The 19,459-nt window shown below is 61.3% G+C and carries 21 protein-coding genes and 2 tRNA genes; 14 read left to right on the top strand and 9 right to left on the bottom strand.

The features are described from left to right. Nucleotide 1: 1 nt before the first annotated feature. The 6 genes from ACGYLO_RS14085 to ACGYLO_RS14060 all read right to left on the bottom strand — a co-directional run bounded on the left by ACGYLO_RS14085 (nucleotide 2) and on the right by ACGYLO_RS14060 (nucleotide 5,706). On the bottom strand, nucleotides 2-1,123 hold the full coding sequence (locus ACGYLO_RS14085; RefSeq protein ID WP_271689784.1) for an acyl-CoA dehydrogenase family protein: 1,122 nt from the start codon (nucleotides 1,121-1,123) through the stop codon (nucleotides 2-4). Continuing rightward, the gene (locus tag ACGYLO_RS14080) at nucleotides 1,120-2,073 is read right to left on the bottom strand and encodes a branched-chain amino acid ABC transporter permease (RefSeq protein WP_271689783.1); all 954 of its coding nucleotides are present in this window, start codon (nucleotides 2,071-2,073) and stop codon (nucleotides 1,120-1,122) included. Before ACGYLO_RS14080 ends, ACGYLO_RS14085 begins: the two co-directional genes overlap by 4 nt. Next, nucleotides 2,073-2,930, bottom strand: coding sequence for a branched-chain amino acid ABC transporter permease (locus tag ACGYLO_RS14075; RefSeq protein ID WP_271689782.1), 858 nt, complete (start codon nucleotides 2,928-2,930; stop codon nucleotides 2,073-2,075). The genes ACGYLO_RS14080 and ACGYLO_RS14075 overlap by 1 nt, the downstream gene beginning before the upstream one ends. A gap of 74 nt (nucleotides 2,931-3,004) precedes the next feature. Beyond that, on the bottom strand, nucleotides 3,005-4,207 hold the full coding sequence (locus ACGYLO_RS14070) for an ABC transporter substrate-binding protein (protein ID WP_271689781.1): 1,203 nt from the start codon (nucleotides 4,205-4,207) through the stop codon (nucleotides 3,005-3,007). A gap of 28 nt (nucleotides 4,208-4,235) precedes the next feature. Further along, entirely contained in the window at nucleotides 4,236-4,937 is a 702-nt protein-coding gene (locus ACGYLO_RS14065) for an ABC transporter ATP-binding protein (protein ID WP_271689780.1), read from the bottom strand. A 1-nt stretch (nucleotide 4,938) separates the two neighbouring features. Beyond that, on the bottom strand, nucleotides 4,939-5,706 hold the full coding sequence (locus tag ACGYLO_RS14060) for an ABC transporter ATP-binding protein (protein WP_271689779.1): 768 nt from the start codon (nucleotides 5,704-5,706) through the stop codon (nucleotides 4,939-4,941). 147 nt (nucleotides 5,707-5,853) lie between these two features. Here ACGYLO_RS14060 and ACGYLO_RS14055 point away from each other — a divergent pair, with 147 nt between their 5' ends. Further along, the gene (locus ACGYLO_RS14055) at nucleotides 5,854-6,768 is read left to right on the top strand and encodes a LysR family transcriptional regulator (RefSeq protein ID WP_271689778.1); all 915 of its coding nucleotides are present in this window, start codon (nucleotides 5,854-5,856) and stop codon (nucleotides 6,766-6,768) included. Nucleotides 6,769-6,990: 222 nt separating this feature from the next. Here ACGYLO_RS14055 and ACGYLO_RS14050 read toward each other — a convergent pair. Further along, nucleotides 6,991-7,080 (bottom strand) — tRNA-Ser (locus tag ACGYLO_RS14050). Nucleotides 7,081-7,326: 246 nt separating this feature from the next. Here ACGYLO_RS14050 and ACGYLO_RS14045 point away from each other — a divergent pair. The 7 genes from ACGYLO_RS14045 to ACGYLO_RS14015 all read left to right on the top strand — a co-directional run bounded on the left by ACGYLO_RS14045 (nucleotide 7,327) and on the right by ACGYLO_RS14015 (nucleotide 13,860). Then, complete coding sequence (locus tag ACGYLO_RS14045; protein ID WP_271689694.1) at nucleotides 7,327-8,220, top strand: SPOR domain-containing protein; 894 nt, start codon at nucleotides 7,327-7,329, stop codon at nucleotides 8,218-8,220. Between the two features lie 22 nt (nucleotides 8,221-8,242). Then, nucleotides 8,243-9,433 carry a D-alanyl-D-alanine carboxypeptidase family protein gene (locus ACGYLO_RS14040; protein ID WP_168613135.1) on the top strand — a complete coding sequence of 397 codons (1,191 nt, stop codon included), beginning with the start codon at nucleotides 8,243-8,245 and terminating at the stop codon, nucleotides 9,431-9,433. Next, nucleotides 9,430-10,074 carry a dTMP kinase gene (gene tmk / locus ACGYLO_RS14035; protein WP_271689693.1) on the top strand — a complete coding sequence of 215 codons (645 nt, stop codon included), beginning with the start codon at nucleotides 9,430-9,432 and terminating at the stop codon, nucleotides 10,072-10,074. The genes ACGYLO_RS14040 and tmk overlap by 4 nt, the downstream gene beginning before the upstream one ends. 52 nt (nucleotides 10,075-10,126) lie before the next feature. After that, nucleotides 10,127-11,239: a DNA polymerase III subunit delta' gene (locus ACGYLO_RS14030; RefSeq protein WP_271689692.1), complete on the top strand. Its 1,113-nt coding sequence runs from the start codon at nucleotides 10,127-10,129 to the stop codon at nucleotides 11,237-11,239. 13 nt (nucleotides 11,240-11,252) lie between these two features. Beyond that, complete coding sequence (locus tag ACGYLO_RS14025) at nucleotides 11,253-12,059, top strand: TatD family hydrolase (protein ID WP_271689691.1); 807 nt, start codon at nucleotides 11,253-11,255, stop codon at nucleotides 12,057-12,059. Continuing rightward, nucleotides 12,059-12,868 (top strand): MBL fold metallo-hydrolase, encoded by an 810-nt coding sequence (locus tag ACGYLO_RS14020; RefSeq protein WP_271689690.1) that lies wholly within the window; start codon nucleotides 12,059-12,061, stop codon nucleotides 12,866-12,868. Before ACGYLO_RS14025 ends, ACGYLO_RS14020 begins: the two co-directional genes overlap by 1 nt. Before the next feature lie 62 nt (nucleotides 12,869-12,930). After that, nucleotides 12,931-13,860 carry an AEC family transporter gene (locus tag ACGYLO_RS14015; RefSeq protein WP_067266328.1) on the top strand — a complete coding sequence of 310 codons (930 nt, stop codon included), beginning with the start codon at nucleotides 12,931-12,933 and terminating at the stop codon, nucleotides 13,858-13,860. 49 nt (nucleotides 13,861-13,909) lie between these two features. On the opposite strand, the gene ACGYLO_RS14010 is transcribed toward ACGYLO_RS14015, so the two are convergent. Beyond that, nucleotides 13,910-13,993, bottom strand: a tRNA-Leu gene (locus ACGYLO_RS14010). A gap of 134 nt (nucleotides 13,994-14,127) precedes the next feature. Between ACGYLO_RS14010 and ACGYLO_RS14005 the strand changes: the two genes are divergently transcribed. Next, a complete protein-coding gene (locus ACGYLO_RS14005; RefSeq protein ID WP_271689689.1) occupies nucleotides 14,128-14,649 on the top strand; it encodes a Hint domain-containing protein in 522 nt (173 codons plus the stop codon). Here the strand turns inward: ACGYLO_RS14005 and ACGYLO_RS14000 are convergent. Beyond that, entirely contained in the window at nucleotides 14,646-15,500 is an 855-nt protein-coding gene (locus ACGYLO_RS14000; protein ID WP_271689688.1) for an NAD(P)H-hydrate dehydratase, read from the bottom strand. The two genes, ACGYLO_RS14005 and ACGYLO_RS14000, sit on opposite strands and share 4 nt — an antisense overlap. A 211-nt stretch (nucleotides 15,501-15,711) precedes the next feature. Between ACGYLO_RS14000 and ACGYLO_RS13995 the strand changes: the two genes are divergently transcribed. The 5 genes from ACGYLO_RS13995 to ACGYLO_RS13975 all read left to right on the top strand — a co-directional run bounded on the left by ACGYLO_RS13995 (nucleotide 15,712) and on the right by ACGYLO_RS13975 (nucleotide 19,446). Next, complete coding sequence (locus ACGYLO_RS13995) at nucleotides 15,712-16,050, top strand: P-II family nitrogen regulator (protein WP_067266338.1); 339 nt, start codon at nucleotides 15,712-15,714, stop codon at nucleotides 16,048-16,050. A 49-nt stretch (nucleotides 16,051-16,099) separates the two neighbouring features. Then, nucleotides 16,100-17,506, top strand: a complete 1,407-nt coding sequence (glnA, locus tag ACGYLO_RS13990) for a type I glutamate--ammonia ligase (protein WP_168613076.1) — start codon at nucleotides 16,100-16,102, stop codon at nucleotides 17,504-17,506. Between the two features lie 139 nt (nucleotides 17,507-17,645). After that, entirely contained in the window at nucleotides 17,646-18,236 is a 591-nt protein-coding gene (locus ACGYLO_RS13985; RefSeq protein ID WP_271689687.1) for an exopolysaccharide biosynthesis protein, read from the top strand. Between the two features lie 82 nt (nucleotides 18,237-18,318). Continuing rightward, nucleotides 18,319-18,549 carry a hypothetical protein gene (locus ACGYLO_RS13980; protein ID WP_271689686.1) on the top strand — a complete coding sequence of 77 codons (231 nt, stop codon included), beginning with the start codon at nucleotides 18,319-18,321 and terminating at the stop codon, nucleotides 18,547-18,549. 96 nt (nucleotides 18,550-18,645) lie between these two features. Next, entirely contained in the window at nucleotides 18,646-19,446 is an 801-nt protein-coding gene (locus tag ACGYLO_RS13975) for a lytic transglycosylase domain-containing protein (protein WP_394374197.1), read from the top strand. Nucleotides 19,447-19,459: the final 13 nt, after the last annotated feature.

The following is a 19,459-nucleotide window of genomic DNA, read 5'->3' as shown; positions in this document are numbered from 1 at the left end:
TTCAGCTCTCCTTCCGGGCGGTCAAACGCGCCACCCTGTCTTTGAGGATATTTGTTGCCCCATCGGTGAAGCCCGCCATCTGTGCGGCGGCGATGTGGCGGGTAAAGGGGTGCTCCGGGCGCAAGCCTTCGGCCCCCATCAGTTGCAGGAGTCTTGGCAGTTGGGTCTGCGCACAGGAGACCGAACTGATCTTAGCCTCAGCAGCCGCAAGTTGCGCATCCGCGCATTGTGACACCTTGTCGACAGCCTGCTCCGTAGCGTGACGGGCCTGCATCAAGGTGGTTCGCGCGGCCTCGAACTCTGTCTGCCAGCGTGGAATGGCATTCAGCGGTTTACCGAAGCTGCAACGCTCAGCGCCATAGGCCGCAGCACTATCCAGTGCTGCTTGCACCATGCCGTTGCACATTGCGGCAACATAGGTCCGCGCGGCATTGATCTCTTGCAGGATCGCTTTGAAAGCTGTGCCGGGTGCAGCAAGCATGGCTTCATGTGGGAGTTTAACCCCCGAAAGGTAAAACCCGCCGGTGCCCAGACTGGTCTGCGAAAAGGCACTGTCGATGGCATAACGGGTGACACCCGGCGCATTCAGATCAACGAGGAAGGCTGCGATGCCATCGCTGTCGCCCACCTCTGCGCATTGCGCATAAACGATCGAAAGCCCCGCCTGCCGCCCGTTGATAATCCATGCTTTTTCCCCATCGAGCTCCCAGCCGCCCGCAACCTGCCGCGCGGTGGTGCGAATGGCAGCAAAATCGCTGCCGGTGCCGGGTTCGGTCAAAGCGGTGCAGGCGTGCATCCGGCCAGAAAGCAGGTCGGGCAGATATTGTGCGGCGGCATCCTGTCCTACTTCACAGAGCCTGAGGGCAATGTTGTGCGTATTGACCAGAGACATCGCGAAACCGAAATCTGCTCCGGCCAACACCTCCAAAGCTGCCGCGCGGGTGGCAAAGCCGAAGCCCCTGCCTCCCATTTCTTCTGGCACCTCAATACCCAGAAGCCCCAAAGCGGCGGCCTCATGGTAAAGCGCGGGCTCCGGCGCGGCGCCGATGGACCATGCTGCCGCCTCCGCGGCAATACGTCCCTTGGCGAAGTACGTGACCTGATCCAGAAAAGCTTGGCTCATGTCTGGCCCCGACGTTTTTCCATCAGGTCGCGGGCGATACCGGCAATGCCACGCGGCATGAAGATCGTCGCCAGTACCAGCACCAGCCCGTAGAGGATCAGCCTGAAACTATCGGCAAAGCGCAGGTATTCAGGCAGGAAGACCACGAAGAACGCGCCGATGATTGGCCCGGCAATGGTGCCCGATCCGCCGATGATGACCGCGAGGATCGCATCAAGCGACTGCGCAATGCCGAAGATCTCAGGATTGATGAAGCTTTGGTAGTGGGCGTAGATCGCACCGGCGAGGCCCGCGAACATCGCGGAGGTCACGAAGGCAAAGAGCTTGTATTTCCAAGCCGCGATACCAACCGCGCCGACGAGGTCTTCGTTCTGGCGGATCGCCACGAGGATTTGCCCGATACGCGACCGCACGATCAATGCCGCCAACCCCGTCATCAATGCCGCGATGATCAGTACGAAGTAGTAATACGTCTCCCGGTCGCGCCAATTGAACAGTGCATCCTTGCCACCGGGCTTCGGGATGCCGGTGATGCCGGCCTCGCCTTGGGTAAGCTCGTGGAAGTTCATCAGGACGATGAAAATCACCATGTTGAACGCCAGCGTGACGATGGCGAAGTAGTGCCCTTTGACCCGAAGGCTGGGGTAACCTGTCAGCAGCGCGAAGAAGGCAGTCACAAAGGGCGCGAGGATGATCGTCAGCCAGACTGGCAGATCAAAGTGCATGCCCATCAGCGCCGTCGAATAAGCCCCAATCCCCATGAAGCCAGCCTGCACGATGGAAACATAGCCGGTGTAGCCTTGGATCAAGTTCTGCCCTTGCGCTGCGATGACCCAGATCAAGGCTAGCACGCTCAGGTGGATATAGTATTTCACAGAGATGAGCTGCGGCAACAATACAAAGCCAACCAGTGCTAGCCCATAAAGGATGAAGGTACGATTACGAGCCATTATGCTTTCCCCATCAGGCCCTGAGGCCGGAACAACAGAACGCCGATCATCACCACGAATGCGATCACGTCCTTATAAGCGGATGAAATGAAACCGGCGGCGAGCGCTTCGGTGATGCCAAGCACGAGCCCTCCCACCACGGCGCCGGGGATCGACCCCAGACCGCCCAAGATGAGCACGGCAAACCCCTTGACGACCAAGCCCTCGCCAATGCCCGGCGCGATCGCAAAAAGCGACCCGACCATGACCCCGGCGCAGACACCAAGCGCTGTCGAGATCGCAAAGACCACCAGCGGGATCGTCTTGACGTTGACCCCCATAAGGATCGCGGCGTCGCGGTTCTCGGCCACGGCGCGGATCGCTTGGCCCGTTTTGGTGCGTTCGACAAACACTGTCATTGCGGCGATCAAAAGCGCGGCGGCAAGGATCACGTAAAGCCGCAGCTCAGGAATGGTGACACCGCCGATGTTGAAGACGCGGGAGAAGTCGGTCGGGAGGACGACTTGCTCATGCCCAAAGAGTTCGAGATTGATCCCCTCAACCATCATGGTCAGGCCAAGCGCCACGATAAAGGCGTTGATGTGATTGGCATCTCGTACCGGGCGATAGGCCAGAAGTTCGATCAATACGCCAAGGGCAAGCCCGACCAAAAGCGCAATCAGGATCGCCAGTAGCAAGGGTATGCCCCAACTGGTGACGAAAAAGAACGTAAGATAGCCCCCGAACATAGAGACCGATCCATGGGCAAAATGCGCGATGCCGAGGATTCCGAAAACCGTGGTCAGCCCCAGTGCGATCAGCACATAGACACCCCCGATGGCGATGCCGTTAATAATCTGTTGAAGTACCTCAACCATGCCGCACCCTGCGAATTAAAGAAGATAGAAGAATGGGGCGCAGGAAACCTGCCCGCGCCCCGCCCGGGGAGGGATCAGTCGTCCAACGTGCTCAGGAATGCTGAATACGCGGCGGCGTCAGACGGCAGGTCTTGTACGAAGACCCAATTGCCGCCCTGCCACTGGAAAGCGCCATTGGAGGTATAGGCCTGCCCGTTTTCATCGAACATTTTGTCATCGACAGGCAGGTATTGCATGACGACCTCATCCGGCACCGCAATCTCGCGCAGCGCCTCAGCCACAGCCTCAGTGTCGTCTACGGTCCCGGCCGCCTCGATGGCGTCCTTCAAAGCATAGGTTTGGTCATAGGAATAAGGTGAGCTTGGTGAAGGCGCGATGCCGTACTCTTCGGTATAGTTGGCGTGGTAGGCCTTGCCGTTTTCAGATGCCGAAAGCAGCGTCAACTCTGTCGGGCGCAGGTCCCAAACGCCTTCCATCTGCTCCGAAGTGGCCACACGGGTAAACTGCTCTTCGCTACCGGAGGTGAAACCATAGCGCGGCACGTCGATGCCAAGCTCGACTGCCTGACGGTAGATAAAGGCTGCTGGCTCCACATAGCCGACGACAAGGATCGCGTCAGGCTCTTGGCCGCGGATTTTGGTCAACTGCGGAGACATGTCGCGGTCTTTCAGACCAAATGCCTCCCGGCTCACGATCTCTCCGCCCGCTTTTTCCAACTCCTTTTCAAAGGCGTCGACGTAGCTGGCGTAGAACCCCACATCCAGCGCGCCCAAGACGGCAACCCGCTTGTGGCCCTTTTCGGCGACGAAGGTACCAGCCGCCGCACCAGTATAATCTGCTGGTGGACGCGTGCGTGTGAGGTTCGGGATTTCGCGGGTCGTGATCGACCGCTCAGCCGCATTGCCCACGAGCATCACCGCATCTTCATATTCGATGAAAGATGCCACAGCCCCGGTCGCGCCCGAGCAGCAGAAACCAAGAATATACTTAACGCCATCTCGGTCGATCAGTTTGCGTACGGCGTTGGAGGCCTCGGTCGGGTTGGCCTTATCGTCATAGGCGATGACGTTGAGCATGTAGGTGTCTTCGCCCACCTTGATCCCGCCACTGGCGTTAATCTCTTTCGCGGCAAGTTTCACCGCATTGGTCTGCGGCAGTCCGTAAACGGCCCCGCCCCCGGTCAGCGCATCGCTAACCCCGATGTCGAGCGTCTTTTCCTCGGGCCATGCGGCACCCGCCGTCATGACCATTGCAGCTGTTATTGCTGTCAGTCTCATGTTCTGTCTCCTCCCAGAAACGTTGGTATCAGTGGCCCAGATACGCCTTTGCGACATCCGGATGTGATTGCAGCTCCGCGCCCGTACCGCTCAGCACGATCTCTCCGGCTTCGAAAAGATAGGCCCGGTCGGCAAGCCGCAGCGCCATGGCCGAGTTCTGCTCGACCAGTAGGATGGTTTTCCCCATCTCTTTGACTCTCGCGATGGTCTCCCCCACCTCCGCGACGATTTTCGGGGCGAGCCCTAACGATGGCTCATCAAAGATGCAGAGCTTGGGCCGCGCCATAAGCGCCCGGCCAATGGCCAACATCTCCTGCTCACCCCCCGACAACGTGCCCGCCGCCTGGCTGGCGCGGTCGCGCAGGATAGGAAACATGTCCATCATCTCTTCAACATCGGATGCCTGCTCTGCATCCTTACGCGGATAGGCTCCCATCCTGAGGTTCTGCAGCGTTGTCATTTGCGGAAAGATCTGACGCCCTTCGGGGCACATGGTGATCCCCGCTTTGACGATGGAGTGGCCGCTTTGGTTGGTGATATCTTGGCCCTCGAACTCAATGGTTCCTGCAGTAGCCGGAACCAGCCCGCAGATCGCCTTGAGCGTAGAAGACTTGCCCGCGCCATTCGCGCCAATCAGCGCGACGCATTCGCCCTGATTGACCTGCAAGTCGATGCCGTGGATGACTTCGATCGCGCCATAGCTGACGCGCAGGTTGGATACGTTCAACATGTCAGGCCGCCTCGCCGAGATATGCGTCAATGACGACTGGATTGTTGCGGATTTCCTCAGGCGTGCCTTCGGCGACCTTTTGGCCAAAGTTGAGCACAACGATCCGATCGCAGACCTCCATGATCAGCGCCATGTGGTGTTCAATCACCAGGACAGAGGTCCCCAGATCGCGGATCTTCTTGATCAGGTCGCTTAAGGTCTTGCGCTCATGCGAGACCAGCCCGGCGGCGGGTTCATCCAGCAAGATCACTTTCGGATTTGAAGCCAGTGCCGTTGCGATCATCAGGAAGCGTTGTTGGGCCGAACTAATGGTGCCCACGCGGTGATCCTGTACCGGCGCGAGGTCGGTGATCTCGAGGATCCGGTCGACACGCGCGGCCAGTTCCTCTTCCTCGCTGGATTTCCGGCCCATGCCGAATACAGACGCCAGCGGATGCGAGGTGCGCGTAACGTTGCAGCCCAGCACGACATGGTCACGTACCGTGAATTCCGTGAATGTACTGGCTGTCTGAAAGGTCCGCGACAGGCCTTTCGCCACACGATCATATTCAGGCAGATTATCGATCTTGGCGCCGGCCAAGCTAATTGCGCCGGATGTGATTGGGAACAACCCCGCCAGACTATTCACAGTGGTCGATTTTCCGGAACCGTTCGGTCCAATCAAACCGAGGATCTGCGCCTCGTTCACATCAAAGGACAGGTCTCGGATCGCATGCACGCCGCCAAACGACTTGCACAGAGATTCGACCCTCAAAACAGGTGTCGCCATAATATATTCCCCTCCCCGCTCCTCCTGCGGTTCGAGAAGCGTAGCGACGGCCCATGGCGCAAATCAAATTCAAAGATTCCGCTTGGATATCTAATTTTTAGATGGTTAGATTTCGAGAGGGCGAAGACTTCGGAGGAGTTTGGCACCGTGAAACCGATCAGGAATATCAATTCTGTACAGGTGTTTAGCCTCACCGCCGAGACTCGGAATGTCACCCGCGCCGCGCAACTCTTGAACATCAGCCAAAGCTCAGTGAGCTATCACATTAAAAAATTGGAATCGGATCTTGGCTACCAGCTCTTCCACCGCACCGGCCAAGGGCTGACCCTCACGGACGAGGGCGTCGAGCTTGCGCAGCATGTTGGGCGGGGGCTTGAGATGATCCAAACTGGGCTCGATCAGTTATCGATACGAGCGGGCGCGATCCGTATCGCGCTCTTGCCGATGTTCTCTAGCCGCTGGTTGTCGTCAGAGTTGGGTGACTTGATCGAACAATATCCTGACGTGCGCCTATCCATGCACAACCACAACAATAACTATGCCTATATGCCCGAGCCCGGGAGCTTTGCGGACATCGGCATTCAATGGGGAAAGGGCGACTGGAATGGCTTTGAAGTCCACCCTCTTTGGCCCGAAAGGATGGCATTGGTCTGCAGCCCCGAGTATCTTGCAAAACATCCGATCACCGAACCAAAAGATGTGACAGGCTGCACCTTATTGCATGTAGACGATACTGGAATGTGGGAAGAATGGTTCGACTTGAACGGAATGAAGATGGTCCATAGCCAGCCGCAAATGATGCTTGAAGATCGTCATTTTCAGCTCAGCTCGACCATCAATGGTTTAGGGGTATCTCTTTTCGCCTCGTGGCTAGTGCAGGAGGAGTTGGAAAGCGGTGCGTTGGTTAGTCCTTTCTGCCGAGATTTCGAAACATCATATGCTTATCATCTTATCCTGCCGCGCTTGAAGGCTTCATCCCCTGCAGCGCTGCGGTTCCGTGATTGGCTTCTTGAAAACCGTTCCAAGGCAGATCGGTTACCGCTTTCACCTTCAAAAGCTTAACTCAGTGATAGAGAAAAGCCGCATCGGCTTGCCGCTCAAATACAGCTTTGTCTGAGAGACAGGCAGGGCTATTCACAAAATTCCACATTCCGTACCAGTCAATGGAAGGATTCAGACGCGTCCGAAAGAAACACAAGAGAAACGATAGGCAGCTATATTTCTCCGCAACCACGGCAACAGGTCGCCGAACGCGGCCCATTCAAATCAAATAGGAATGCATGGTGGCGGAGGAGGTGGGATTCGAACCCACGGTACGCTCTCACGCACGCCGGTTTTCAAGACCGGTGCATTCGACCACTCTGCCACTCCTCCGCAGCACGCTCCTCCTAGAGCGCCGGGATCGATTCGGCAAACGCACATTTTCGCGGCCAGCCCCCGCACCCCTTTGGGGAAATTCGCCGATCTGCCCTGCGCGGTCTTTTCAAGCGCCGCCCGGTCGGGTTACTCTGCGCCAAAGCCCCTTTCAGAGGGGCGCAGGGCGTGCCGATCCAACGGCGCGACATTCTCGCGGGACATGGGTCGCGGCGCGCGACGACAGCAGGCAAGGACATCAAAGGCATGAGCAGGGACAATCAACCGTTGCGCATCAAGAAAAGCCGCGCGGCGGGCTTGGGCGTGGGCATTCTGACAGTTGGTTTGCTGGCCGGTTGCGAGGGTGGCGATTTCAAACTCCCCTTCGGTGCAAACGAAGGCGCCAGCGCGCCGCGCAGCACCTCGACCAAATTGGTGGAACGTGATGTCGAAGCGCCTGAGGTTTTCTCAGCCACGGATGAGGGTCTTTGGGACGGGCGCCCCTCGCTCGGCGGGGTCTGGGTGGCGCATCCGGACGTCACCGAACCTGAACGCGTCATCGTGCGCAATGAGGCAAACGGGAAATTCGTTATCGGTGCCCTGTTCCGGCGTGAGCGTGAATTGCCCGGACCCAAACTGCAAATATCTTCGGATGCCGCCGCCGCGCTTGGCATTCTGGCGGGCGCTCCGACGCCGCTGAACGTGACCGCCCTGCGCCGCGAGGAAAGCGCCGCCCCGGAAGAGAGCTTTGAGGCCGAGAACAGCGGTGACGCTGCAGCCACTCTTGCCAGCCCTGCCCCCGTGACGGCCACGGCGCTGGCCCCTGCGCCGACGGCCAGCACCGCTGCCACTGCCACCGCCAAACCGGCGACCAAACCGCCCGCCCCTGCGGCCCCGAAACCGGCGCGCCCTGCGGCTGGTGCGAAACTGTCCAAACCCTACGTGCAACTGGGCATTTTCAGCGTGGAGGCCAATGCCACTCGCACCGCCAAACAGATGCGCGGCGCGGGCATGGTGCCCACCGTCAAGCAAAGCGCGATCAATAACAAACCCTTCTGGCGCGTGGTGATCGGCCCCGCCACCAGCAAATCCGAACTCGATACCCTTCTCAAGAAGGTCAAGGCCGAGGGCTTTACCGACGCCTACGCCGTGTCGAACTGACAAACCGGAGGAAATGCTTCCTATGATCCGCCTTTTTGCCGCCGCCGTGGCGCTGGTGCTGACGCTCCAGCCTGCCGCCGCTTTCGATACCCGTGCCACCGCCGCCTATGTGTTGGACCAGACCACAGGCACCGTGCTGCTGGCCAAGAACGCGGATGAGCCGCTGCCGCCCGCCTCCATGTCCAAGCTAATGACACTTTACATGGCCTTCGAGGCCGTGGAGCGTGGCAAGCAGAACGGCGGGCTCGATTTGGTCGAGAAACTGCCCGTCTCGGAGCACGCGATGTCCTATGGCGGCTCGACCATGTTCCTCGACACGACCGACCGTGTCTCGGTCGAAGACCTGATCCGCGGGATCATCGTGCTGTCGGGCAATGACGCCAGCGCTGTGATTGCCGAAGCGCTGAGCCCCGATGGCACCGAATACGGCTTTGCCCGGCTGATGACACAGCGCGCGCAGCAGATGGGGATGACCAATTCCACCTTCGCCAATTCCAACGGCTGGCCGCAGGCGGGGCATCTGATGTCGGTTCGCGATCTGGGGCTGCTGGCCAACCGGATCATCACCGATTTCCCGCAGTTCTACCCGCTTTTCGCCGAACGGGAGTTCGCCTTTGATGGCCGCGCGCCGCAGAACAAGACCAACCGCAACCCGCTTTTGGGGCTTGGCATCGGCGCGGATGGCCTGAAAACCGGCCATACCAATGAGGCGGGCTATGGGTTGGTCGGCTCGGCCAAACAGGGCGACCGCCGGGTGATCTTTGTGCTCTCGGGTCTCGACAGTGCCGCCGCCCGCGCGCAGGAGGCTGAATCGGTGGTCAACTGGGCCTTCCGTCAGTTCACGCAGCGCGATCTGGGCGAAGCGGGCACCCGCATCGCCGAAGCCCCCGTGGCCCTTGGCACGACCCAATCGGTCGGGCTTGAGCTGAAGGACGATCTGTCGATGCTGGTGCCTGTCACCGGCGGGGATGAGATCGAGGCCGAGGTGATCTACACCGGCCCTTTCCAAGCGCCGATCAGCAAGGGGGACGAATTGGGCGAACTGGTGGTCGACCGCGGCGAATTGCCCGCGATGCGCGTGCCGCTGGTGGCCTCCGCCTCCATCGCGCCGGGCGGTTTCATGGTCAAGATGACCGCCGCCGCCCTGCATCTGATGAACCGCCTCAACGCCGGGCCGCAGGCAGCCCCCACCGTGGAAGCGGAAACTTCGTGACCAGCGCAGAGAAGGCCCGCGCGCCGGGCCTCTTCGTCACTTTCGAAGGCATTGATGGCTCTGGCAAGTCCACCCAAGCGCGGCTTTTGGCGGATCATCTGACGGCACAGGGCCATGACGTGGTACTGACCCGCGAACCGGGCGGCAGCCCGGGGGCCGAGGAAATTCGTGCGCTTGTCTTGCAGGGTGACCCCGACCGCTGGTCGGCGCAGACGGAAATCCTGCTCTTCACCGCCGCCCGCCGCGATCATCTTGAACGCACCATTCGCCCCGCGCTCGACGCCGGAAAGGTCGTGATCTGCGACCGTTTCGCCGATAGCACGCGGATGTATCAGGGCCTTTCGCGCGGCGATCTGCGTCAGATGGTCGACGACCTGCACGCGCTGATGATCGGCGTCGAGCCTGACCTGACCCTCTTGATCGACATGGATCCGGCCCATGGCCTTGAACGCGCCCTCTCGCGCCAGACGGCAGAGGAGCGGTTCGAGGATTTCGGCGTGGAACTTCAAGCCAAGATGCGTGGGGGCTTTCTGAGCCTCGCCGAGGAATTCTGCGACCGCTTCCATGTGATCGACGGGGGCCGCGACATCGACAGCGTGGCCCGCGACGTGACCGCGACCGTCACCGCGCGTTTGGGCTGATCCACGCGCCCTGCCCGCTTCCCTCTGCGGCGAAACATGCTAGACCGAGGCCATGACAGACGACGCCCCCCAGCCAGACCGTGTGGAAGGTGCCCGCCACCCGCGCGACACGCCGAAACTGATCGGCCAAAGCGCCGCCGAGGCTGCCTTTCTCGACGCTTTTAACAGCGGCAAATTGCATCACGCATGGATGCTGACCGGCCCGCGCGGTGTGGGCAAGGCGACGCTGGCATGGCGCATCGCGCGGTTCCTTTTGGCGACCCCCGACCCCGATGGCGGGATGTTCGACCTGCCCCCGGCCGAGACGCTTGAGATCGACCCCGAGCACCCGGTCGCCCGCCGCGTCGCCGCCGGGGCCGAAGCGGGGCTGAAATCCGTCACCCGCACACTGAACCCCGACACCAAGAAGATGCGCAAGCAAATCGTCGTCGATGACATCCGCGCGCTGAACGGCTTTTTTCAGATGTCCGCCGCCGATGGGGGCCGCCGCGTGGTCATCATCGACGACGCGGATGAGATGAACCCCAATGCCGCCAACGCGCTGCTCAAAATGCTGGAGGAGCCGCCAGAGCGCGCCGTCCTGCTGCTGCTCAGCCACCAGCCCTCCAGCCTTTTGCCCACCATCCGCTCGCGCTGCCGCACTCTACGCCTCGGCACGCTCGACGCGGGCCAGATGGCCAAGGCGCTGGACGGCTCAGGCATGGAAGTCGAGGACGATCCCGCCGCACTGGCCGAGCTTTCTGGCGGGTCGGTCGGCGGGGCGCTGCGCCTGTCGCTGATGGGTGGGGTCAAAACCTATGCCGATCTCGTCGGGCTGATCTCTTCGCTGCCGCAACTTGACCGGGGCCGCGCCATCAAACTGGCCGAAGCCGCAGCACAGCGCGGGGGGGAGGCGAAACTCGACCTGCTCTTTACTCTGCTGGACCTGCTGCTGGTGCGTCTGGCCCGCACCGGAGCCACCGGTGCGCCGCCCGCCCAGCCCGCCTGCGCCGATGAGATCGCCGTGCTGCAACGCCTTTCGCCCAACCCCGCACAGGGGCGCGCATGGGCCGACGCGGCGCAGCAGATATCCGACCGCGCCCGTCACGGGCTGGCGGTGAACCTTGACCCTGCCGCGCTGGTCCTAGATACCCTGCGGCAAATAGGCCAGACGGCGCCAAGATAGCCGAAAGGACAGCATGACCGACACGCCCCAAATCACCGACAGCCACTGCCACCTCGACTTCGAGAGCCTGCAAGAAGACCTGCCCGGCGTCATCGCCCGCGCGGCGGAGGCGGGCGTGACGCGTATGGTCACCATCTGCACCCGGCTAACGAACGAGCCCAGCGTGCGGGCCATTGCCGAGGCGCATGAGCCGGTGTTCTACGCCGCAGGCACGCATCCGATGTCCGCCGCGGAAGAGCCGATGGCTTCGGTCGACGAACTTCTCGCCCTGACCCAGCACCCCAAGATGGTCGGCATCGGTGAGACGGGCCTCGACTACCACTACACCGCCGAGAGTGCCGAGGTGCAAAAGACCTCCCTGCGCATTCATATCGCGGCGGCGCGGGAAAGTGGCCTGCCGCTGATTATCCACGCCCGCGATGCGGATGACGACATGGCCCGCATCCTGCGCGAGGAACATGCGAATGGCGCCTATAGCTGCGTCATGCATTGCTTCTCCTCCTCCGCTGAACTGGCCCGTGCCGCGCTCGATCTGGGGTTCTACCTGTCGATGTCCGGCATCACCGCCTTCCCCAAATCGCAGGATCTGCGCGATATTTTCGCCGCCGCCCCGCTCGACCGTATTCTGGTGGAAACCGACGCGCCCTATCTCGCCCCGCCGCCGCATCGCGGCAAACCGAATGAGCCTGCCTTTACCGCCCATACCGCCCGCCGCGCGGCAGAGACCTTTGGCCTCGACTACGCCGATTTCGCGGCCCGCACGCAGGAGAATTTTGAACGCATCTTCGCGAAAGCCGCCGCTTGGGAGCCTGCGCGCTGATGGCTGACCTGCGGGTGACCATATTGGGCTGCGGCTCCTCCGGCGGGGTCCCACGGATCGGCGGCCACTGGGGCGCTTGCGACCCGAATGAGCCCAAGAACGCCCGCCGCCGCTGCTCGATCCTTGTGGAGCGGGTGACGGAGGCAGGCAGCACCGCCGTCTTGATCGACACCTCCCCCGACATGCGCAGCCAACTCTTGGACGCAGGCATCGGGCGGCTCGATGCGGTGATCTACACCCATTCCCACGCGGATCACGTTCACGGGCTGGACGATTTGCGCATGGTGGTGATGAACATGCGCGCGCGGCTGCCGGTCTGGGCCGATGCGCCCACGCGGGACGCGCTGATCGAACGGTTTGGCTATGCCTTCGTGCAGCCCGAATGGTCAAGCTACCCGCCCATCCTCGACATGCATGAGATCACTGGCGAGGTCAGCATCGACGGCCCGGGTGGCACCCTGAAGTTCAACCCCTTCACCGTCACCCATGGCAATATCGACGCGCTCGGTTTTCGCTTTGACGATATCGTCTACCTGCCCGATGTCTCGGCCATCCCCGAGGACTGCTGGCCGATGATGGACAACCTGCGCTGCTGGATCGTCGACGCCCTGCGGCGGGAGCCGCATCCGACCCATAGCCACCTGGCGCAGACCCTTGGCTGGATCGATCGGGTGGCGCCGCAGACGGCGGTCCTGACCAATATGCACAATGACCTCGATTACCACACCGTCGCCGCAGAGACGCCGGATCACATTCAACCGGCCTATGACGGGCTGACCCTTCATTTCCCCCTTCCCCATTCAGACTAGGCAGCGCCGGGCGCGGGCCTGAGGGTCGGCGCCCCCGCCGCACCCCATAAGGCCCCTTTCAAGTGCAAACTCTTTTAGACGTCATTCTGCCGGTCTTTCTGGTCATCGGTTTTGGTTATGTTGCGGTCTGGCGTGGGCTCTTCCCCGTGTCTGGTATCGACGGGGTGATGAAATTCACCCAAAACTTCGCGATCCCCTGTCTGCTGTTCCAAGCCATCGCCCGCATTGACCTATCAAGCAGCTATGACCCGCGCCTTCTGGGCAGTTTCTACGGCGGCGCGGCGCTTTGCTTTGCGCTTGGCATCCTTGGCGCACGGCTCTTGTTCCGCCGCGATTGGGAAGACAGCGTGGCGATCGGGTTTTGCTGCCTGTTCTCGAACTCGATCCTGCTGGGCCTGCCGATCACCGAACGCGCTTACGGGCCCGAGGCGCTGGCCGGGAACTATGCGATCCTGTCGTTCCACGCGCCCTTTTGCTACGGTTTGGGCATCACGGTGATGGAATTCGTGCGCAACCGCGGGCAATCGGGCCTGTCGCTGCTACGCAACGTCAGCCGAGCAATGTTTCGCAACGCATTGGTTCTGGCGATCCTTGGGGGCTTTGCCGTCAACCTCAGCGGTCTGCCGATCCCCGGCGTGGTGGATGACGCGCTGTCGCTCATTGTCCGCGCCGCCCTGCCCGCCGCGCTTTTCGCGCTTGGCGGCGTGCTGCTGCAATACAAGCCCGAAGGCGATATGAAAGCGATCCTGATGGTCTGCGCCATCGCCCTGCTGGTACATCCCGCGCTGGTCTGGAGCTTTGGCACCATGCTGTCGCTGCCGCAGGCCGGTTTCCGGTCGGGCGTGCTGACGGCGGCCATGGCACCGGGGTTCAACGCCTATATTTTCGCCAATATGTACGGCCGCGCGCGCCGTGTGGCGGCCAGCTCCGTGCTGATTGCGACGGGCAGTTCGATCCTTACGGTATGGCTTTGGCTCACGGTGCTGGGCTGAGCGGGCCACCCGTGAAAAGCTTGCTATATCTGTGATTTACCGGGAAAAGTGGTGCGGGTGAAGGGACTCGAACCCCCACGCCAAAGGCGCCAGAACCTAAATCTGGTGCGTCTACCAATTCCGCCACACCCGCACTGCACCAACCGGTGCCCGCGCTGATTAGCAAACCCGCGCGGCAGATGCGAGAGCAAAAAAGCACAAGACATTAACCGGATGTTTGCATATGGTTGGTGATACCTGAGGCAGGTACAATAGAAAGAGACGCCCATGAAACCGAATACGGTCGGGTGCGTAGGCGGCAAAGATCGCCATGGGGGGCAGTTTTCCCCTTTCGCTGCGCTGGACACCGGTCTTGTGCAGGGCGCCCTTATTTTGACGTTGGATGGTGAGATCCCGGTTGAGTATCTCTCGGTCGGGGATCGGGTCATCACGCGCGATAGTGGCTTTGCAAAAATCCTTCATATTCAACGCACGACCCGCAGCGTGCGGCGCATCGCGCTGGCGGCGGGCTCACTGGGCCACACGCGGCCCGAACGGGACGTCGCGCTTGCCGGTGATCAGATGGTGCTGGTGCGCGATTGGCGCGCGCGGGCCCTTTTCCATTCCGAACGCGCCTTAGTCGCGGCGCGGGCCTTGGTCGACGATGAATTCATCACCGATTTGGGGGAGGAAGAGACGACCCTGATCCAGATATTCTGCGACGGCCCGCATGTGATCTATGCCGATGGGCTGGAGCTTGGCACCGCCGATGCCGCCCGCGCCCGCGGCGCGGTGCTGCACGCGGCCTAAACCCCCAAGTCCCGCAGCACCTGCGGCATCAGGTCAGGCAGGTCCTCGGCGATCAGCCCCGGCCCATGCAGCAACGCTGCCTCAGCATGTATCCATGCCGCGGTGGAGGCTGCCTCGACCGGGGCGATCCCCCGCGCGAGCAGCCCGGTGATAAGCCCCGCCAAGACATCGCCCGCCCCAGCGGTGGCCAGCCAAGGGGTTGCCCGGTCTTGGGTCGCATGGTGGCGCCGTACCTCTCCCTCGGGCGTCGCGATGATCGTCTCCGGGCCTTTCAACAGGATCACGCAACCGAACCGCGCGGCAGCCTCGCGGGTGGCCTGCGCCTTGGCCCCCTCACCCTCAGCCTTCGCTGCCTCGGCCAGATCTGGGGCGAGCCGGGCGAACTCCCCCATATGAGGCGTCAGAACGCAGCCGTCGTGCAGGGCGTCGCGCAGATCCGCATCTTGCGACAGCAGGGTGATCGCATCGGCGTCCAACACGACATGCGGCGCGGCGAGGGCTGCTTTGACAAGCTCCGCTGCGCGCGCGCCCAATCCCAAGGCGGGCCCGAGGCAGAGCGCGTTGATCCGGCTGTCTTCGAGCGTTTCGGACAGTGCCGCGCCATCCGGGATCCGTTGCAGCATGACCGCCGTGAGTTGCATCGCCGCTTCAAGCTGCGCGGCGGGCGGCACGCCCAAGGTCACGGCCCCTGCCCCGATCCGCAGCGCCCCGCGCGCCGCCATACGCGCGGCCCCGGTCTGGCCCGGCCCGCCAGACAGGACGAGCGCATGGCCGTGGTCATATTTATGCCCCGGCTCTTTGCGCAGTAAATCGACGTTCAGGCTCTCGCGGGTGATCTCGGAAATACGCATGCAAGGGGATCTAGCAACTGGCGCCCAAAGGTACAGCCCGGAGCCGATTCACGAATGCTTATTTTTTAGGCGCGCTGCGCAAATTCTCAGCGACCCTTGGCAAATGCATCCGCCGCGCCATGTTACCCCCTGCCCGGCGCTGGACGTTACGCGGGCGGGATGCTCTGTCGAAACCAGAGCATAAATGCGCGGGAATTGTCAGGGGATTACCATGAAAAAGATCGAAGCCATCATCAAGCCGTTCAAACTCGACGAAGTCAAAGAAGCCCTCCAAGACGTGGGCGTTCAAGGTCTGAGTGTGATTGAAGTGAAAGGCTTCGGCCGCCAGAAAGGCCACACCGAGCTCTATCGCGGTGCGGAGTATGTTGTAGATTTCCTTCCCAAAGTGAAGGTCGAAGTGGTATTGGATGACGATCAAGTCGATGCCGCTATCGAGGCCATCGTCGACGCCGCCAAGACGGAGAAAATCGGTGACGGCAAAATCTTCGTTTCCCCTGTTGAACAAACAATTCGCATCCGTACCGGTGAATCCGGTTCAGACGCGCTTTGACAACGGCCCTCGGGCCCAGACTACGAATAGACCATAAAGGACCTACACGATGGATACCCAGGAATTCCTGAGCAAAATCAAAGATGAAGGCATCGAATATGTCGACATCCGCTTTACCGACACCCGCGGCGCCTTGCAGCACGTTACCATCGTGAGCGATCTGGTCGACGAAGACTTCCTCGAAGAAGGCTTCATGTTCGACGGCTCGTCCATCGCAGGTTGGAAAAGCATCGAAGCCTCCGACATGAAGCTGATGCCCGACGTTAGCACCGCCTATGTCGACCCCTTCTATGCCGAAACCACGATCTGCCTGCACTGCTCCATCGTTGAGCCCGACACCGGCGAAAGCTATGAGCGTGACCCCCGTGGCACTGCCGAGAAGGCCGAAGCCTACCTGCGTTCCTCCGGCATTGGCGACAACGCCTACTTCGGCCCCGAGGCCGAGTTCTTCCTCTTTGACAACGTCAAGTTCTCGAACGAAGTCAACAAGGTATCCTACGAAGTTGACGCGTCCGACGGCTCGTGGAACACCGACACCGACTATGAAATGGGCAACATGGGCCACCGCCCGGGCCTCAAAGGCGGCTACTTCCCCGTCAATCCGGTGGACGAAGCGCAAGACCTGCGCGCCGAGATGCTCTCGACCATGAAGCGCCTTGGCATGAAGGTCGACAAGCACCACCACGAGGTTGCCTCCTGCCAGCACGAGCTGGGTCTGATCTTTGGTGAGCTGACCAAACAGGCGGATGAAATCCAGAAGTACAAATACGTGATCCACAACGTGGCTCACGCCTATGGCAAATCGGCGACCTTCATGCCGAAGCCGGTCTTTGGCGACAACGGCTCGGGCATGCACGTGAACATGTCGATCTGGAAAGACGGCAAGCCGCTGTTTGCGGGTGACAAATACGCCGACCTCAGCCAAGAAGCGCTGTGGTTCATCGGCGGCATTCTGGCCCACGCCAAATCGCTCAACGCCTTCACCAACCCGACGACCAACAGCTACAAGCGTCTGATCCCGGGTTTCGAAGCGCCGGTTCTGCGCGCCTACTCCGCGCGTAACCGTTCGGGCTGCGTGCGTATCCCGTGGACCGAAAGCCCCAAGGCCAAGCGTGTCGAGGCCCGTTTCCCCGATCCGGCGGCGAACCCCTATCTGGCATTCTCCGCCCTGCTGATGGCCGGCCTTGACGGCATCAAGAACAAGATCGACCCGGGCGAGGCGATGGACAAGAACCTCTATGATCTGCCCGCGGAAGAGCTGGCGGACATTCCGACAGTGGCCGGTTCGCTGCGCGAAGCGCTGGACGAGCTGTCCAACGACATGGACTACCTGCTGGCCGGTGACGTGTTCACCCGCGACCAGATCGAAGGCTATATCGGGTTGAAGATGGAAGAAGTTCTGAAATTCGAACAGACCCCGCACCCCGTTGAATTCGGCATGTACTACAGCTGCTGATCAGCCACCGGCCCCGCGGGGGCGAGAGAGAAGATCGAAAGGGCGCGGTTCATTCCGCGCCCTTTTGCGTGGCACCCCTCGGAACAGAGCCTGCCCTACCGCGTTGCCTTGGCAGAGCAGCAAAGAAGGAGTGCGCATCATGGCCGATGATTCAACGGCGCTGACGGATGTTGTCGATGAGTTGAAAGACGCCTCCGAGGGGAAAGAGACCGTTGAAGTTGGCCAATTGATCGACGCGCTCGACCAGCGCGGCTATGGCCCCGCCCTTGCCGTTCTGCCGCTGATGGAGCTTACCCCCTTGGGCGGCATTCCCGGTTTTCCCACTGCGCTGGCCCTTCTGGTGGGGCTGCTCGCCCTGCGGATGCTGCTGGGGTATGAGCATTTCTGGGCCCCAAACTGGCTGCGCAAGCGCACATTGGATACCGACAAGGTGCTAAAATCCGTCGAATGGCTGCGGCCCGTCTCGCAATGGATCGACGACAAGCTACAGGCCCGGCTATCGCGCATCGCGGGCCCCACGGGTCAAAAGGTCGCCTGTGTCGTCATCCTTTGCCTGTGCTTTTCCGTCCCCCCGCTTGAGGTTGTGCCTTTCGCCACCTCCGCGCCGATGATCGTGATTTCCATCTTCGGGCTCGCGCTGCTTTATCGCGACGGGCTGCTGATGCTGCTGGGCTTTATCGGCGCCGGGATCGCGGCTTTTGCAGGTGCCTCCTATTTTCTGGGCGGCTGACCGCCCCGCGCCCCACCATCGCCATAAAAGAGCCACAGCGCTTAAGCACTCTTTACCAAGACCCGGCTAAGGAAGCGGATAGATGGCGATTTCCACGACGACCTTTAACGAGCGGCTGCACCGCATTGAACAGCGCGCGAAACAGGCGCGCGGCAAGCAGCGCCGCGCCAAGCGCAGCCGCAAAGGGCTGGTCTTTCTGGCAACCATCGGCCTGCTCTTTGGCGGGGCAAGCTTCGCCCAAGACAGCGCGCCGCAGGTCAATCTCTGGGCTGGCACCGCCTTTGAATATATCCGCGCGCTACTGCCCCGCTGAGGGCCAAAGATTTTCCCTTTCGGTCGCCAAGTGAGTTGAACCGTTTCCCATATGGGCTAACCTCTGCTCGGCACACAGACGCAGAGGGTCAATCTCATGTTCAGAACACTTTTCACCACCACCGCGGCCATCTGCACCTTCATGGCCGCGCCGACTTTGGCCGCGCAATGCGGCAATACGGCCAATGGCTTTGAGACATGGAAAGGCGCTTTCGCCCAAGAGGCCCGCGCCGCAGGCGTCGGCCAGCGCGGCTTGGACGCATTGGCAAGCGCGCGCTACGCCAATGGCACCATCGCCGCCGACCGGAACCAGAAATCCTTCAAATACTCCCTGTCCAAGTTCATGCAGGTGCGCGGCGCGGATACGATCGTGGCCCAAGGCCGCAAACGCAAAGCGCGCAATGCCGGGCTCTATAACGCGCTTGAGCAGCGCTATGGCGTGCCTGCGGGGGTCTTGCTGGCGATCCACGGGATGGAGACGGGCTTTGGCGGTTTCATGGGCAATAGCGCTGTCGTCTCAGCCATCACCACGCTGGCCTATGATTGCCGCCGGTCCGACTTTTTCGTGCCCCATGCCATCGGCGCGCTGAAACTGGTCGACCGCGGCGCCATCACCTCCAACACCCAAGGCGCGAAACATGGTGAGTTGGGTCATACGCAATTCCTGCCCGGCAACGCGCTGCGCTATGGCGTTGACGGCAATGGCGACGGTCGGGTCGATTTCTACAATCAGGTCGACGCGCTGGCCTCTACCGCCAATTTCCTGCGCCAGAAAGGCTGGCAGCCGGGGGCGGGCTATCAAGAGGGTCAGCCGAACTTCCGCGTTATTCAGGCGTGGAACGCGGCGGGGGTTTATCAAAAGGCCATCGCCATCATGGCCAGCCGCATCGACGGCTAATAGCCCACTTGAA

This window comes from Sulfitobacter sp. 1A13353 (assembly GCF_043557255.1).
GTDB classification, from domain to species: Bacteria; Pseudomonadota; Alphaproteobacteria; order Rhodobacterales; family Rhodobacteraceae; genus Sulfitobacter; species Sulfitobacter faviae.
This window is presented reverse-complemented; position numbering and strand designations above follow the sequence as displayed.